The sequence below is a fragment of the Pedococcus sp. P2_D7 genome (genome assembly GCF_056404295.1).
Genome location: NZ_JBFUEH010000004.1, coordinates 31142 through 46522 on the forward strand (window position 1 = coordinate 31142; position 15381 = coordinate 46522).

Consider the following 15381-nt stretch of genomic DNA (forward strand, 5'->3'; position numbering starts at 1 on the left):
TGCCCCCGGGACGCCCGGCGGGCCACGGTTCAAGCCCGGTACGTGGACCATGTTCTTCCTGGCTCTGCCGTCCATCGTGCTGCTGCTGCTGATCCATGGGTGGCCGCTCATCCAGGCGTTCCGGCAATCGCTGCACGATGGCACCCTGATCGACCCGGGGCAGTTCGTGGGGCTGCAGAACTACATCGACAACCTGAACAGCCCCACGTTCTGGAAGGCCGCCGGCTTCACCGTGGTCTTCACCGTGGTCGGTGTCTTCGGCAGCTGGATCATCGGGCTTGCGCTGGCGCTCCTACTGCGCACCCGGATACCGGCGGGCGGCATCTTCAAGGTGCTGCTGCTGCTGCCCTGGGTCGTGCCCATCGTCGTCTCCTCCACCGCGATCAACTGGCTGGTCGCTACCAGCTCCAGTCCAATTCCCACGCTGTTCGAAAACCTCGGACTCGCCCCGCCGCTGTTCCTCGCCGACCCGACCTGGGCCCGAATTCTCGTCTGCGTGTTCAAGGTGTGGGTCAGCTTCCCGTTCATGATGTTGATGTCCAGCGCAGCCCTGGCCAGCGTCGACGAGACCGTCTACGAGGCGGCCCGAATGGACGGCGCGAGCAGCCCACAGCAGCTGCGCTGGATCACCCTGCCAATGATCGCCCGGTCCACATACATCTCGTGGATCCTCATGACGATCTTCTGCGTCAACGACTTCCCCACCATTTTCCTGCTCACCGGCGGTGGTCCGATCGACGCCACCAACTCCCTGGTCGTGCTCGCCTACAGAACCGTCTTCCAGAACCAGCAAGTCGGCCTCGGAGTCGCGGTCGCCTTCATGATGACCGTCGTGCTGGTGTTCATCGCCACCCTCCTCTACCGGCAGATCCGAAAGGCAGCGATCTGATGGCTATCGTCCACCAAACGGCCAAGGTCGGCCAGGTCGCCGGCAAGCAACTGCTGACATCACAGGAGAAGGGCACCCGCGGGCAGTGGTGGCGCTTCGTCCTCGTCCTGTTCATCGTGGTCGTCACGTTGATACCCATTGCCGTCGTGCTGTTTCTGGCGTTCACCCCCACGGTGACCTCGAGTAGCAGCGGGTTCACCCTCGAGAACTTCAGCAACGTCTTCGCCAACAGCGATGTCATTCTCTGGCTTCAGAACAGCCTGCTCGTCACCCTCGGCACCGTCGTGGTCTCGCTCGCGGTCGCGGCGCCAGCCGGCTACGTCCTCTCCAGGGGCCGGAGTAGGGCCGTGTCCGGCTATTCACTTCTGCTGTTCGTCTTCCAGAGCCTGCCCGTGGTCACCTCGGTCATCCCTCTGTTCATCCTGTTTGCCAAACTCGGCCTGATCGACAACCTGTTCGGCGTCACGATCGTCTACGTCGCCTCCGCCATGTCGGTCGCCACCTGGATGATGGCCGCCTACATGGACTCCATCCCCATCTCCCTCGAGGAAGCCGCCTGGATCGACGGCGCATCACTCTTCCGAGGCTTCGCCCAGGTCGTGCTGCGCAACTCCCTGCCCGGCGTCCTGTCGACCGCCATCTTCACGTTCCTCGTCGCCTGGAACGACTACCTCGTCGCCATCGTCTTTCTGCGCTCAGCCGTCGCGTTCACGCTGCCTCTGGGCGTGCAGTCCTTCTTCCAGCAGAACACGACCGACTGGGGCGGAGTCATGGCCATCGCCGTCGTCATGATGATCCCGCCTGTCGTCATCTTCGTGCTGCTCAACAAGTACTTCAGCGTGGGTGGAATCGGCGGCTCGCTCGCCGGCCAGTAGTTCGCCCCCACCTCACCAGCACCGAAGCGTTACGAATAGGAGAACGCCATGCGGCGACCCCTGACTCTGTTCACCGGCCAATGGGCGGACCTGCCATTCGAGGAAGTATGCCGGCTGGCCTCCTCATGGGGGTACGACGGACTGGAGATCGCCTGCTCCGGCGACCACCTCGACGTCGAACGCGGCGCCGTCGACGACGCCTACATCGCCGAGCGGCGGAAGACCCTCGACAGCTTTGGCCTGCGCGTGTACGCGATCTCCGCGCACCTGCAAGGTCAGGCCGTCTGCGACGACCCGATAGACCAACGCCATCAAGGCATCCTGGCTCCCTCGGTCTGGGGTGACGGCGACCCGGAGGGAGTTCGTCGTCGGGCGGCTGAGGCGGTCAAGAACGCGGCACGCACAGCCGCGCGGCTTGGCGTGACCACCGTCGTCGGGTTCACCGGCTCGTCGATCTGGAAGTACGTCGCGATGTTCCCGCCGGCTTCCGCCGCCATGGTCGAGGCGGGCTACCGAGACTTCGCCGCGAGGTGGAACCCGATACTCGACGTGTTCGACGAGGTCGGCGTCCGCTTCGCGCACGAGGTCCACCCCTCCGAGATCGCCTACGACTACTACTCCACACAGCTGGCCATGGAGGCGGTCGACCACCGACCCGCTTTCGGTCTCAACTGGGACCCCTCGCACATGGTGTGGCAGGGCATCGACCCGGTGAACTTCATCTGGGACTTCCGCGACCGGATCTACCACGTCGACTGCAAAGACACCAAGATGCGGACCCCCGACGGTCGCCGCGGCATCCTCGGATCCCACCTGCCTTGGGCCGACCCGCGACGCCGTTGGGATTTCGTGTCGACCGGGCGCGGCGACGTGGACTGGGCCGAGTGCTTCCGCATGCTCACGACCATCGGATACGACGGACCCATCTCCGTCGAGTGGGAAGACGCCGGCATGGACCGGCTGCAGGGCGCAGCCGAGGCTGTGACGTACCTGCGCAGCCAACTGTTTGAACCGCCTGAAATGTCGTTCGACTCCGCGTTCGCAACCGCCCCGGGTCTGACGTCATGAGCCCTACCGCCATCCCGTCAGCCATTCGGTCTGTGATCGTGGGGACGGGATTCATGGGTGACGTTCATGCTCGGGCGGTACGCGCCTCTGGGGGCACCGTCGCGGCCGTCGTCTCGCGCAGCGCCGACCAAGCGGCCGCCGCTGCGACACGGTTCGGGGCGGAGTCCGCATACACCGCCCTGGAGCAGGCACTGAACGGGGGCCAGGTCGATGTTGTCCACATCTGCACCCCCAACCACACCCACCTAGAGCTCGCGCACGAAGCGATCGCCGCAGGCGTGCACGTGATCTGTGAGAAGCCGCTGGCCACGAGCACTTCGGATGCCGAGGACATCGAGGCGGCAGCAACCGCGGCTGGAGTGGTCCACGCGATCCCATTCGCGTACCGCTTCTACGGCTCGGTTCGCGAAGCCCGGGCACGTGTCCTCGCCTCCCCGAAGAGCAGCGTCCGGATCATCCACGGCAGCTACCTTCAAGACTGGTTGTCACGTCCCGACGACACGAACTGGCGGGTCGACCCCGCCCTCGGAGGACACTCGCGAGCCTTCGGCGACATCGGCGTCCACTGGTGTGACCTGGTCGAGTTCGTGACCGGCCACCGCATCGCGCGGGTCAGTGCGCAACTGTTGGCGTTACCGCGAACAGGAGCCGGGGGATCGGGCACCGAGGACGCCGCAGTCATACAGTTCGTCACCGACCACGGGGCGATCGGTTCGAGCGTCATCAGCCAGATCTCTCCCGGTCGCAAGAACAGGCTGTGGTTCTCCATCGACACCGCCGACGCCTCGTACCAGTTCGACCAGGAAGACCCGGACTCCCTCTGGATCGGCGGTCGGGGCCACAACGTGGAACTGCCGCGTGCCGCGGAGGACCAAGTCATCGGCCCCCATTACGACCTGGTCCCTGCAGGGCACCCCCAGGGATACCAAGACTGCTTCACCAACTTCGTCAGAGACGTCCATCGGGCGGTGCGCGGCGAGCGACCGGATGGCCTACCCACCTTCGCGGACGGGCTTCGCGCAGCCGCACTGACCGACGCCGTTCTGGAGTCAGCGCGCACCGGCGCGTGGGTCGAGCCGACGACGCCCCGGCAGGGGGTCGTCAGTGCCGCGGCCCGGCGTTGATCTTCAGTCCCCATCGAGCCCAAAGGCCGTCCTCGGACGCCTTCGGAATGTCCCATCCGTCAGTGCCGACCGGAAGCGAGTCAAGTCATGAAAGATCCAACCTTCTCCAGAAGCCGGAGCGCCCGCAGGCGCCGGGCGGCCCTTGCCGTCGCAGTCGGCATAGCCGCCACGGGCATCGCACCAGCCCTAGCGTCGGTGCCGCTGGCGCCAGCCGCGCAACCGGCGCGACACACTGCCCTTGGCGACGCCGCATACCAGCGACCCCTCGGAGTCATTGGAAGCGTCCCATGCAGCGTTCACGACTGGCAGCGGTGCGCGGGGGATGCCTCCGCACCTGACACCGTTCCCTTCGCGCTCGGCAACCCGATGGCGCAGCCCGGCCTCGGCATCCCGCTCGGTGGCCTTGGAGCGGGTTCCTTCATGATCAACCAAGCTGGGACCTTCGGTCCGTGGAGCATGGGCGGAGCCACAAACTCCAACTACGAGAAGCGCATCCTTCCTCAGGCTGCCATCCACATCCGCGAACAGCAGCAGGGCCGAACCGCCTCGACGAGGACGCTCGCCGTCAACAGCTCCGAGTTCGGTTCCGTCCTTCCTGCCTGGTCGACCCTGGATGCTGGCAAGGGGACGTACAGCGCGCTCTACCCCTTCGGCCGTATTGACTACACCGACCCCGTGCCCTCCACCTCTGTGTCGACCACATTCTGGTCTCCCATCGTGGCCGGCAACGACGAGTCCTCGTCCCAGCCGGTGGCCTACTTCGACGTGCAACTCACGAACAAGACGAGCAAGGCGACGAAGGTGTCGACGATGTTCACCTTCCCGAACGCGCCAACCCACGTGGCCAGCACTGTGCAGAACACCCCGAGCCCCGTGTCCAGTGTCCGCACGGGCTACACCAGCCACAAGACGGTCGATCACCGCAACAAGATCACCGGCATCACGCTGGGGGCGTCCAGCCCCGCCAACACCGCAGACTCGCAGAACAGCGAGTGGACCACTGCCGTTCGCAGTGAACCCGGACAGCGAGTCACCTACGCAACCTCCTGGGACGCCGACGGCGACGGCTCCGACATCTACACCCCCTTCAAGGCAACCGGTGCCCTGCCCAACGCTGCCCTCGACGACAGCAGCTCCGCCAGCGCCCTCGCAGTCTCGATGAACCTGCCTGCTCATCAGACGCAAACCGTTCACTTCGTCCTGGCCTGGGACTTCCCGCAAATCACTTTCGGTACTGCGGGCGACACAGTCTGGATGCGGCGCTACACCTCCTACTACGGAGCCCGGGAAGACGCACGAAACAACTACATCCCGGGCAGCTATGCCGGCAACCAGGGCTTCGCCATCGCGGCGCGGAACCTCGCACGCGAAGACAAGGCAGCGAAAGCGGTGGCACGCTGGTGGAAGCCGGTGGCATTGGACAACACGGTGTCGCCCGCAATCCGCATGGCCGCTCTGAACGAACTCGGACAGCTCCCGTTCAACGGCTCCTTCTGGGAATCTGGCCTCGTTTCCAGTCCACACCTGACCGGCGCACCCCGGATAGGCTCCGCGGTCCCTGGCACCCACCTGTTCCACACGGTCACGGGTGGTGGTTGGGCCGACGCCGGGGAGACCGACGTCCAGGGGCAGATGGCGATCGCTCTGCGCGAGTTGTTCCCCTCCACCGAAGCCGCCTGGGTACGCGCGACCTCCGAGATGGTCACCCAAGACCCGAACGGCCGAGTACCCGGCAGCCCGGGCTTCAACGGCCCGGTCGGCAGCTATATCTGGTGGCACCTGACCGCACCGTGGCTGCTCTGGGAGAACTCCACCAGCCCAGCCGTACCCGAGACCACCTTCTTCGACCGTCCGGCCAAGTACCTGATCCGTTCGTACGGCGCCTATCACAGCTCCGGCAACGACGCACTGTTGCGCGACATCTACCCTGCGATGCTCCGCGCCTGGACGCACGACGTGCAATCTCGGATACCGCAGGGCGACACACTGCCCACGGAGCCGGCCGCCTTCGCCAGCACCTACGACATCATGGGGCAGTCCGGCGGAGTGCATGGTGTCTACAACTCCGGCCTGTACGTCTTGGCCGCAGACATCATGGCAGCCGCTACAAAGGACGCAAAGCGGCTCGGGATCCCTGCAGCCTCGACGGTGGATCTCGCCGCCCTCGACCACACGCGGGCCACTTCCCGTTCTGCGTATGAGGCGGCCTTTTGGACCGGGAGCTACTACAAGTTCACTGATGCAGGAGCCCGGTCCACGGATGCCTTCGTCGACGTGCTGTGGCCTCAGCACGTGGCAGAACAGCTCGGTCTGCCGGACATCAATCCGCCTGCACATGTGGCCGCCCACCTGACCAACACCTTCGACCTCATGACGCAGCTGAAGGACTCCACGGGGCACATGCTAGGGGCGCCGAATCTCGTCCCCTACGGTGGCAAGCCGTACCCGTTCCTGCTCAACCGGCCCCTGGAACTCGGGTTCCAGGCCGCGGAGGTGTGGACCGGGACGAACTTCGAGTTCGCCGGGACGCTCATTCGGGAAGGCCGACGGCTCGGACGACCCGACCTGGTCGCCGACGGCAACGAGCTCGCGGAGGGTCTGGTGCACCAGATCTACAGCCCGAGCGCAGCCGCAGGTGGTGCTTTCGCCTTCAACACCCCCGAGGCGTGGAACGGCTACGACCCCACTACCTACCGGGCGGCCTACTACGTGCGAGCCCTAGCCGCCTGGGACACGTACGCATCGGCCCGCCGCCAGTGACAGCGCAGACCTAACGCTCGTGCACCAAGTGAGGACGCAGGGTCAGCCCGTGACCCTGCGTCCTCATCACGTGCGTAAGTCAGCGTCCGTCGACCCCTCTGAAGCAGCGTGGATCCTCCATCCTCGCCAGCCCCGAAAGGCCCACGCCATGCCTTGGTTTGACCTACCCGAGGACCAACTGCGCACGTACCGCACGACCACGGTTGAGCCTGAGGGACTCGACGAGTTCTGGGTCGCCCGGATCGACGAGGCGCGGGCAGCGGCCCGGCCGACGACGATGACGCGTCACCGCCCCGAGGTCTATGGAGACCTGCCAGTCTGGGACGTCGAGTTCTCCGGCGCTCGCGGTGACCGCGTACGCGGTTGGTACCTGCGCCCAGCAGGGTCGGGCGACACCCAGCTGCCGCTGGTCATCACCTACATCGGCTACGGAGGCGGGCGCAGCGTCCCGAGCGACCACCTCGCGCTCGCTGCCGTCGGCTTCGCCAACCTCGTCATGGACACGCGTGGGCAAGGCGGTCGCTGGTCAACCGGAGCGACGCCGGACGGGACAGGGACCTTCGCGGAACGAGCCGAGGTCATGACGAGAGGCATCACCCACCCCGAGGACTACTACTACACCCGGCTCTATGTCGACGCCGTTCGTGCAGTAGAGGTCGCCGCTCAGCTACCCGGCGTAGACCCTGATCGCATCGGCGTCACCGGCAGCAGCCAGGGCGGCGCGCTCGCCCTCGCGGCGGCAGCACTTCTGCCGCCAGCAGTGCGAGTCTGCACGGCAGACGTTCCCTTCCTGTGCGACATCCAACGAGCCATCACGCTCTCGGACGAATACCCGTACGCCGAGATCGCCGACTTCCTCGCCACCCACTTCGACCTGGTCCACGCCGCCCGCGACACGCTGCGCTACATAGACAACGCTCTACTCGCACGCCGCATCACGGCAGACACCTCGATAGTTGTGGGCCTGATGGATCGAGTGTGCCCGCCATCAACCGTCTTCGCTGCCTATAACGCCATCACCGCGCGAAAGCGCATAGAGGTCAATCCATTCGGCGTGCACTCTCACAGCAGGCAGCACGACGAAAGCAAGGTTCAATTCCTCCGCGAGCGTCTGGTGGCACCCCAATGAGCGACCAGCCAGATGTCGCCCTTGGCATCGACATCGGGGGCACCGGAACCAAAGGCGGTTTGGTCGACATCTCATCAGGCTCCCTGGTCAGTCAGCGGTACCGGCTTGATACCCCACAACCAGCAACGCCGACCGACGTGTCCGACGTCGTTGCCGCCGTTGCCGCCCGCTTCGACTTCGCCGGCCCTGTAGGCGTCGCTTTCCCCGGCGTCGTCCTCGACGGCGTAGCTCACACCGCCGCCAACCTGGACGACAGCTGGATCGGTTCCTCCTTGCACCAGCTCATCGGTCTCCGGCTGGATGGACCATCGACCTTTCTGAACGACGCCGACGCCGCCGGGCTCGCCGAAGCTCACTACGGCGCAGCCCGGGGCCAGCAAGGCGTTGTCGTTGTCGTCACTTTCGGCACCGGCATCGGTGTCGCCGTGATCAACAACGGCGAGCTGGTCGCCAACTCCGAACTCGGCCACATCGAGATCGACAACGTTGAGGCCGAACGCCGCGCGGCCGCGTCAGCCCGCGAACGCGACCAGCTGACCTGGGCCGAGTGGGGCGCTCGGGCCGACACCTATCTGAAGGCCCTGGAAAACCTGGTCTGGCCCAACCTGATCATCCTGGGCGGCGGCATCTCCAAGAACCCCGAAAAGTGGCTTCAGCACCTCAACCCGCGAACCCCGGTCCGGCTCGCGCAGTCGACCAACAACGCCGGCATCATCGGTGCAGCCGACGCGGCGTGGATGCAGCACCGCGCCGACGCCACGCAGCTGATCCAACACCGCGCCGGGCGCGCCATCCAACCGCCAGCAGAACCATTCCCGTCATGAGCGGGAGGTCTTTGAATGCGGGCTGGAACCCGCCGACCACCGCCTGGGCCGAGATCGGTGACCCCGGCCGACCAGACCCCGGCGGCGCGACTGCTCATAGGACTGCGTGTCGGGTCGCCCGCCCCCACCACATCGTGGCGGATTCCTGGGCCTTCGTGAATGGAGGGCAACCCTCATGACGGACGCCTCAGCCGCGCGCCGAAATTCCCGTGTGTCGAATGTCGAGGTTGAGGGCACCCATGCCAACGGGACTGCGGACCGAAGTGACGCTCCCAGGCCCCCGACCATCAAAGACGTCGCTCGCATGGCGGGGGTGAGTTTCGCGACGGTGTCCCGGGTCTTGAATGCCGAACCGCATGTCCGCGAGGAGACCCGGCTGCGGGTGAAGCGCGCCGTCGCGCTGCTCGGCTACGAGAGGAACGAGGCAGCTGCCCAACTTCGTCGCGGCGCCGGGTCATAGGGCTGGCAACAGACTTGGAACCGGGCAACGAACCCGCGTCGATGGCGGCCGTGTGCGACACCAATCGTGGGCGGAGCGCCTCATGCTCAGGGCATGACCTAGGGGCCGGGTGTGGTCGAAAGTCGACGTCTGATGTCGAGTGTCTGTGGGGAAACCGCGGCGAAATTCGCTGGCGAGCCGAGAAGGTCCAGGCGAGCGGGCGGCATACGTCGGTCTGTAAATCCATCGCGAAAGCTTCGAAGGTTCGAATCCTTCACCTGCCACCCAGTGCACGAAAGGGCCCCTGACCAGCGGAATGCATGCTAGGGGGCCCTTTGCCTTGCCCCCGACGATGTCCGGCTGTAACTGGCCGGTGCAGCTCCTGCAGCTGCACCGGCCGCCTTCGGCCCGGTCAGGGACGGATGGGTGTCACCTTGATGTCGACCGTCTTGGCAGTCCCGCCCACCGCGTAGGCGGCGACACCCGTCGCCGCCGTCGGCGGGTAGATGAGGTCGGTGACAGAGACCTGACCGCTCTCGGCCAGCACCTCGACCGAGCTGCGGTCGAGGTATGCCGTGAAGGTCACCTCACCGTCGCGCACCGTCACGGGCGCCTCCTCGATGCTCGGGAAGAGGGGGTTGAACGCGACGTTGCCGCTGCGGGTCCGATCGACGACCAGCGTGCCGTCGCGACGGACCCCGATCCTGGTGCCCACGGCGCCGTCGGCGCTGCGCCTCAGCACGACGCCGGCCTCGGACGCCGAGCCCAGGGCGACGCGGACCTCGACCCGTGCCACGGTCGCGGCGAGCCCGGTCGGCGTCACCCCGGCCGCGACCGAACGCTCCTTGGCCTGCTGCTTGTCACTGTTCACGGTGACCGCATCGATTCCGGGGACCGGGGTCTGGCGGAGGCGCGGTCCCGCCTCGGTCGTGACCAGGGACAGCCTGCGGGGCATCGTCATCTGGCCGCGCCACGGGTCGGTGGGCACGTCGCCGGCATACTGCCAGTTGTTCATCCAGCTGATGGTGGTGCGCTGGTTGTCGGGCAGCCCGTTGAAGGTGACGCCGGCGTAGTTGTCGCGTCCGAAGTCGACCCAGCTGGCACGCTCGGTCCCGCTCTTGGCCGGTGCCGATGCGAGCATGAACTGGTCGGCGAGGATGTGGCCCCACCCACCGGAGCTGTGGTCGACCACCGTGATCTGCGCGGTCCTGCCCTGCAGGTCATTGAGGTCCCACGAGGCCCAGTCGAGGGCCTCGCTGTCCGATCCCGTGCTGGACCGCACGACCTCGCCGCCGACGACGAGGTTGACGGTGGTCTGGGTGTCGCGCGGGCCGGCTGCCGAGTCGGACAACCGGATGTCGTCCACCATGAGGTGTCCCCAGTCGCCGCCACTGTGGTCGTCCCGGATCACGATCCGGGCCTGCTTGCCCACCACTGCCCGGGCGTCGATGTGGCGCCAGTCCATCTCACCGGAGTTGTTTCCGGTCACCGACCCGACGACCGCTCCGCCCGAGACGAGCTCGACGACGGTCGGGCCACTCGTCCCGACCGGGTGCGTGCCGCCTGCGATGAGGAGGTTGACGTAACCCTTGGTCACGGTGAACTCGGGCGACACGAAGGTGCCCACGGCGAGGTCGCACTTGTCGGGCACGACGCACGTGTCGAGCACCTTGTCACCCTGGTGGTAGGGCAGTCCCGAGCTGGTCGCGCTGTAGCCGACGAAGTCCCCTGTAGCACTCCACCCGGCGGGCAGGTGCGTCACCGGGTCGAGGTCCTCGAAGTCGGTGAAGACCTCACCGCCAGGGTCGCCCTGGGTCGCGCCGGCGACCGCGTCGTGGTGGCCACCGCCGATGAGGAAGTTGAGGTACCTCTGGTCGATGGTGAACGCCGGGGAGGTCAGCTCGCCCTGGGCGCCGTCGAAGTCGATGAAGCTGTTGACGAGGTGCTCGCCCACGTAACCGGTGACGGGCTGCTGGCCCGGCAGCGAACCGGATACCGGCTCAGACCCGAAGGCGGTCCCGGTCGGGGTCCACCCGGCATACCCGTTCTCGAATCCCTGCAGCAGCGTCCCGGTGGGAGGCTGGTAGCTCGCGGGCCCGTCCGGCGTGAAGGTCGTACCGTCGAAGTCACCGACGAAGTACTGGGTGCCCGAGCCGCCCGCGACCCCGCCGGGGTTGAGGCTGACGATCATGACCCACTTGACGTTCCCCGGGTCGCCGTCGACTGCCAGCGGGAAGAGGTCCGGGCACTCCCACGCGCCGCCGATGGCGTCGCGGGGGCCGAACTCGGAGAGCCGCGTCCAGTGCTTGAGGTCGGCAGAGCGCCAGATCAGGACCTTGTGCTCGTTGGCGATCACCGACACCATCCGCCACTCCCTGGCGGTCTCGTACCAGAAGACCTTGGGGTCGCGGAACTCGCGCGATCCGATGTCGATGACCGGGTTGCCCGAGTACTTGGTCCACGTCTGACCGTCGTCGGTCGAGTACGCCAATGACTGTGCCTGGATGCCATCGCGGCCACTGGCGGCCGTGTAGGCGCTGGTGTACATCGCCACGAGTGGGGGGTCCGTCACCGTGCCGAAGCCGGAACTGTTGGTCTTGTCGATGACGACCGAGCCGGAGAACACTCCCTCGTTGGCGTCGAACGGGATGGCGACCGGTTGCTCTTTCCAGTGGACGAGGTCGGTGCTCGTCGCGTGCCCCCAGGACATGTTGCCCCAGACGTTGCCGAGCGGGTTGTGCTGGAAGAAGAGGTGGTAGACGCCCTTGGAGAAGACGAGCCCATTGGGGTCGTTGATCCAGTTCTTCGAGGGGCTGAAGTGGTAGGCGGGGCGGTGTTGCGGTGTGTCCGCCGCCGCGGGCGCCACGCCGAGTGCGGCAAGGACCGCGAGGACCAGCAGGACGACGGCGAGCGGCCGGCGCAAAGGGGAACGAGTGCTGACAGACATGGACGAACCTCCGGTATGACAACGTTGTCATTAGCGATAGTGACGGTGACCGTCGAGTAGGTCAAGAAGGTGGTGTCGCATCGTGGGACGCATGCAGATGCGTCAGGGGCCTATATCAGGCCGAGTCGGATGGACCGCATTTCGGCAAACTTGCCACCGCGATGCCGGGCTTCGTGGGGAAGTCAACTGAGGTGCCACCAGGCGACGCGGCCCGGATCGCCAGTGTGCGGCTGGAGTCCAGTCTCGGAGGCCGGAAGGGGCAATCCGACCAGGCCGCCGTCGGCGACGACCTCGAGGACCTGGGCGTCGGCAATGATCCGCAGGCACTCGCTGTGGTGGCTGACCGTGACCGAGGCGGCGTCGCGAACGGCGACCGTGACAGTCCACCCTTCGACGTGGACCGATGCCTGCACCTCGCCTTCGGGCGTGACCAGTTGCAGCCTGTCCTCCTGGCGGGGCCGCCATTCCACGTCGATGGCTCGGCCGGCGCCGACGTGGCCGGCGTCAGGGGGGAGGCGCGCCGCCGCGACCGCAGGGTGCGGCTCCAGACGGACGTCGTCGCCGTCTGTCGTGACGACGTACGGCAGGCTCAAGGCACCGGCCCACCGACCGGGGTCGGTGATGCCTCGTATCCAGAAGATCAGGCAGGACCGTCCCTCGGTGTCCGTGAACGCCGAGGCCGCGAAGTGCCCAGCACCGGCCGAGAGCAAACGCCAGTGACGCGCGGCGAACCGGCCGTCGGCGTAGGTCCCGGTCGCCGCTGCCACGTCGTGCGGCGTGTGGTCGTCCCAGATCGACACCACGAGCAAGTCGGGTGCATCACTGGCGCCGCTGATCACCTGCGGGCACTCCCATGCAGCGCCCGTCCAGGGGTGCTGTGAACGGGTGCTTCGCGAAGCCAGGATCCCGACGGGCGTCCAGCTCTCGAGGTCCGAGGACGAGAACACCTCGGCACACGCGGTGCCGTCGGACCGGCCGCTGCCAACGACCATGGTCCAGTGGTCGCCGTCGCGGAACACTGTCGGGTCCCGAAACACGCGCGTCGCTGTGTCCACAGCCTCAACCAGGACCGGACCCTTGACCCACTGATCGCCGGCCTGTGACAGCCGCGCGGAGCGGATCCTTCCGAGGTCCACGTCCTCGCCGCCGGCCGAGGTGTAGAAGAGCACCGGCCGGCCGTCGTCATCGATCACGGCGCTGCCTGACCAGATGCCCTCGTCGCCCTCGCCGGGTGCAAGGACTGGGGCCGCTGGGCGCCAGTGGACGAGATCCTTACTGGTGGCATGCCCCCAGGAAATCCCGGTCTGCCACTCCACCGCGTCCGGCACATGCTGGAAGTACAGGTGGTAGACACCGTCGAGCCAGTAGATCCCGTGGGGGTCGTTCATCCACCCCGCCGGTGGGGTGAAGTGGACGATCGGCCGGGTTTCGGTCGCCCGGGGCGCTGTCGAGGTCATCCCTTCACGCCGCTCGCGGCAATGCTGCCGATGAAGTTTCGCTGGAAGGCCAGGAAGAGCGCGAGGACGGGGATCGTGATCATGCTGGAGTAGGCCATCATCGGGCCCCACTCGACGTTGAGCTGGAAGAAGTAGCTGACACCGAGCATGACGGGCCGCAGTTCCTCGGTCTGCACCACCATGAGGGGCCACAGGTAGGAGTTCCAGGCGGGGAGGAACGTCAGGATCGAGACCGTGGCGATAGCGGGTCCGGAGAGCGGCATGATGATGCTGCGGTAGATGCGGAACCATCCGGCCCCGTCAACGATGGCTGCCTCGTCGAGCTCCTTGGGGATGCTCTGGAAGTAGGAGTAGAAGAGGTAGATCGAGAACGCGTTGGCAACGAATGGCAGGATCTGCACTCGGTAGGTATCCAGCCAGCCCTCGGTCCACAGCAGGGTGAAGCCGTCGTGCGTGAGCCAGGGCAGGTGGTTGACCCACCAAAGCAGGGGCAGCGCGAAGGTCTCGAACGGCACGACCAGGGTTGCGAGCACCAGGGCGAGCACGATCTTGCGGCCCTTCCACTGCAGCCGCGACACGCCGAAGGCAGCCAGGCTGTTGATGAACAACCCGAGGGCAACCGTCACTCCCGAGACCACGATCGAGTTCAGCAGGAACCGAACGGCCGGGACCGTGTCCAGGGTCGTGCGGTAGTTGTCGAGAGACAGGTGTCCGACGGGGAGGAACGCCTTGAGGGAGCCGAGATCGCCGAAGATCTGCTCGTCCGGCTTGAGCGAGGACACCAGCATGAAGACGATCGGGAATGCGAAGAACAGTCCGAGAACGAGGCGAGCGAGGTTCAGGCCGACCGTGCCTCGGGTGATCTTGCGGGGCGGCTTCGAGGCTCGGCGGGAGGCGGCCCTGTGAGTGAGCGTGGTCATCAGGCGTCCTTGTCTCGGGTGACGAACTGTTGGATGAGCGAGACGGTCAACACCAGTGCGAAGAAGACCAGCGAGATCGCGGATGCGTAGCCGGTGGCCTGCTGCGTGTAGCCGGCGCGGACAGCTTGGTAGACGACGGTCGAGGTCGAGTCGAGCGGGCCACCGCTGGTCATGACCTGGACCTGGGCGAAGAGGCTGAGCGCAGCAATGGTGATGGTGACGAGAATGAACGTGCGGGTGTTCTTGAGGCCCGGCCAGGTGACGAAGCGGAACTGGTCCCACCGGCCGGCACCGTCGAGCGAGGCCGCTTCGTACAGGTCCATCGGGATGGTCTGTAGGCCGGCAAGCCAGATCACCATGTGGAATCCGACGGCCTGCCAGATCGACATCAGGATGACCGCCGGCATGGCGGTCGAGGTGTTGCTCAGCCAGTCGGTGCCCTGCAGCGCGTTGAATGTCACCAGCTGCAGCATGCTGTTGATGAGGCCGTCGCTCGCGTACATGAAGCGCCACAGGATCGACACGACGACGATCGATGTCACCACAGGCACGAAGTACAGGGTGCGGAAGAAGTTCTTGGCCCGTCCTTGACCGTTCACCAGGATCGCGAGCAGCAGTGCCAGGGCGGACTGCAGCGGCACGACGACCACCGCGAAGTAGGCCGTGTTGCGCAGTGACTTCCAGAACAGAGGGTCGGAGAAGAGTCGTTGGAAGTTGTCCAGCCCCGTGATCCTGGTGGGCTCACCGGAGATGAGCCGGGCGTTGGTGAAGGCGAGCACGAAGCACAGGATCAGCGGCACGAAGAAGAACACGAGCAGCATGACGATGGCCGGGACAGTGAAGCTGAATCCGACCCAGGAGTGCGTGTGCGCCTTGGATGGTGGCCGGGTCCTCGTACGTGACGTGGTGCGCGGGGCGACTGTGGTGGTCATCAGAACTCCAGGGTGAG

12 protein-coding genes are annotated in these 15381 nt (G+C 66.2%); 8 read left to right on the forward strand and 4 right to left on the reverse strand.

Annotation, left to right across the window (positions count from 1 at the left end; all coding sequences use genetic code 11):
- Positions 1 to 49 precede the first annotated feature (49 nt).
- From AC1DWJ_RS09250 to AC1DWJ_RS09285, 8 genes are all read left to right on the forward strand, one after another.
- Entirely contained in the window at positions 50 to 889 is an 840-nt protein-coding gene (locus AC1DWJ_RS09250) for a carbohydrate ABC transporter permease (RefSeq protein WP_477620628.1), read from the forward strand.
- Positions 889 to 1764, forward strand: a complete 876-nt coding sequence (locus AC1DWJ_RS09255; protein WP_477620630.1) for a carbohydrate ABC transporter permease — start codon at positions 889 to 891, stop codon at positions 1762 to 1764. The genes AC1DWJ_RS09250 and AC1DWJ_RS09255 overlap by 1 nt, the downstream gene beginning before the upstream one ends.
- A gap of 48 nt (positions 1765 to 1812) precedes the next feature.
- Positions 1813 to 2832 (forward strand): sugar phosphate isomerase/epimerase family protein, encoded by a 1020-nt coding sequence (locus AC1DWJ_RS09260; RefSeq protein ID WP_477620631.1) that lies wholly within the window; start codon positions 1813 to 1815, stop codon positions 2830 to 2832.
- A complete protein-coding gene (locus tag AC1DWJ_RS09265) occupies positions 2829 to 3956 on the forward strand; it encodes a Gfo/Idh/MocA family protein (RefSeq protein WP_477620632.1) in 1128 nt (375 codons plus the stop codon). The genes AC1DWJ_RS09260 and AC1DWJ_RS09265 overlap by 4 nt, the downstream gene beginning before the upstream one ends.
- A gap of 366 nt (positions 3957 to 4322) precedes the next feature.
- Positions 4323 to 6716, forward strand: coding sequence for a GH116 family glycosyl-hydrolase (locus tag AC1DWJ_RS09270; RefSeq protein WP_477620633.1), 2394 nt, complete (start codon positions 4323 to 4325; stop codon positions 6714 to 6716).
- Between the two features lie 148 nt (positions 6717 to 6864).
- Complete coding sequence (locus AC1DWJ_RS09275; protein ID WP_477620634.1) at positions 6865 to 7845, forward strand: acetylxylan esterase; 981 nt, start codon at positions 6865 to 6867, stop codon at positions 7843 to 7845.
- Positions 7842 to 8669, forward strand: a complete 828-nt coding sequence (gene ppgK, locus AC1DWJ_RS09280; RefSeq protein WP_477620635.1) for a polyphosphate--glucose phosphotransferase — start codon at positions 7842 to 7844, stop codon at positions 8667 to 8669. The genes AC1DWJ_RS09275 and ppgK overlap by 4 nt, the downstream gene beginning before the upstream one ends.
- Positions 8670 to 8844: 175 nt before the next feature.
- Positions 8845 to 9129: a LacI family DNA-binding transcriptional regulator gene (locus AC1DWJ_RS09285; protein WP_477620636.1), complete on the forward strand. Its 285-nt coding sequence runs from the start codon at positions 8845 to 8847 to the stop codon at positions 9127 to 9129.
- Positions 9130 to 9520: 391 nt separating this feature from the next.
- Here the strand turns inward: AC1DWJ_RS09285 and AC1DWJ_RS09290 are convergent, their stop codons facing one another.
- The 4 genes from AC1DWJ_RS09290 to AC1DWJ_RS09305 all read right to left on the reverse strand — a co-directional run bounded on the left by AC1DWJ_RS09290 (position 9521) and on the right by AC1DWJ_RS09305 (position 15364).
- Positions 9521 to 12055 carry a glycoside hydrolase family 32 protein gene (locus AC1DWJ_RS09290; RefSeq protein WP_477620637.1) on the reverse strand — a complete coding sequence of 845 codons (2535 nt, stop codon included), beginning with the start codon at positions 12053 to 12055 and terminating at the stop codon, positions 9521 to 9523.
- 182 nt (positions 12056 to 12237) lie between these two features.
- On the reverse strand, positions 12238 to 13512 hold the full coding sequence (locus tag AC1DWJ_RS09295) for a glycoside hydrolase family 32 protein (RefSeq protein ID WP_457253964.1): 1275 nt from the start codon (positions 13510 to 13512) through the stop codon (positions 12238 to 12240).
- Positions 13509 to 14432 carry a carbohydrate ABC transporter permease gene (locus AC1DWJ_RS09300; protein ID WP_477620638.1) on the reverse strand — a complete coding sequence of 308 codons (924 nt, stop codon included), beginning with the start codon at positions 14430 to 14432 and terminating at the stop codon, positions 13509 to 13511. Before AC1DWJ_RS09300 ends, AC1DWJ_RS09295 begins: the two co-directional genes overlap by 4 nt.
- Positions 14432 to 15364: a carbohydrate ABC transporter permease gene (locus AC1DWJ_RS09305; protein ID WP_477620639.1), complete on the reverse strand. Its 933-nt coding sequence runs from the start codon at positions 15362 to 15364 to the stop codon at positions 14432 to 14434. Before AC1DWJ_RS09305 ends, AC1DWJ_RS09300 begins: the two co-directional genes overlap by 1 nt.
- Positions 15365 to 15381: the final 17 nt, after the last annotated feature.

What these genes read in the sequence shown, in the direction of transcription:
- AC1DWJ_RS09255 (WP_477620630.1), top strand. Translation starts at nt 889, where the DNA reads ATGGCTATCGTCCACCAAACGGCCAAGGTCGGCCAGGTCGCCGGCAAG.
- AC1DWJ_RS09305 (WP_477620639.1), bottom strand. Translation starts at nt 15,364, where the DNA reads ATGACCACCACAGTCGCCCCGCGCACCACGTCACGTACGAGGACCCGG.
- AC1DWJ_RS09250 (WP_477620628.1), top strand. Translation starts at nt 50, where the DNA reads ATGTTCTTCCTGGCTCTGCCGTCCATCGTGCTGCTGCTGCTGATCCAT.
- AC1DWJ_RS09265 (WP_477620632.1), top strand. Translation starts at nt 2,829, where the DNA reads ATGAGCCCTACCGCCATCCCGTCAGCCATTCGGTCTGTGATCGTGGGG.
- AC1DWJ_RS09270 (WP_477620633.1), top strand. Translation starts at nt 4,323, where the DNA reads ATGGCGCAGCCCGGCCTCGGCATCCCGCTCGGTGGCCTTGGAGCGGGT.
- AC1DWJ_RS09275 (WP_477620634.1), top strand. Translation starts at nt 6,865, where the DNA reads ATGCCTTGGTTTGACCTACCCGAGGACCAACTGCGCACGTACCGCACG.
- ppgK (WP_477620635.1), top strand. Translation starts at nt 7,842, where the DNA reads ATGAGCGACCAGCCAGATGTCGCCCTTGGCATCGACATCGGGGGCACC.
- AC1DWJ_RS09300 (WP_477620638.1), bottom strand. Translation starts at nt 14,432, where the DNA reads ATGACCACGCTCACTCACAGGGCCGCCTCCCGCCGAGCCTCGAAGCCG.
- AC1DWJ_RS09295 (WP_457253964.1), bottom strand. Translation starts at nt 13,512, where the DNA reads ATGACCTCGACAGCGCCCCGGGCGACCGAAACCCGGCCGATCGTCCAC.
- AC1DWJ_RS09290 (WP_477620637.1), bottom strand. Translation starts at nt 12,055, where the DNA reads ATGTCTGTCAGCACTCGTTCCCCTTTGCGCCGGCCGCTCGCCGTCGTC.
- AC1DWJ_RS09285 (WP_477620636.1), top strand. Translation starts at nt 8,845, where the DNA reads ATGACGGACGCCTCAGCCGCGCGCCGAAATTCCCGTGTGTCGAATGTC.
- AC1DWJ_RS09260 (WP_477620631.1), top strand. Translation starts at nt 1,813, where the DNA reads ATGCGGCGACCCCTGACTCTGTTCACCGGCCAATGGGCGGACCTGCCA.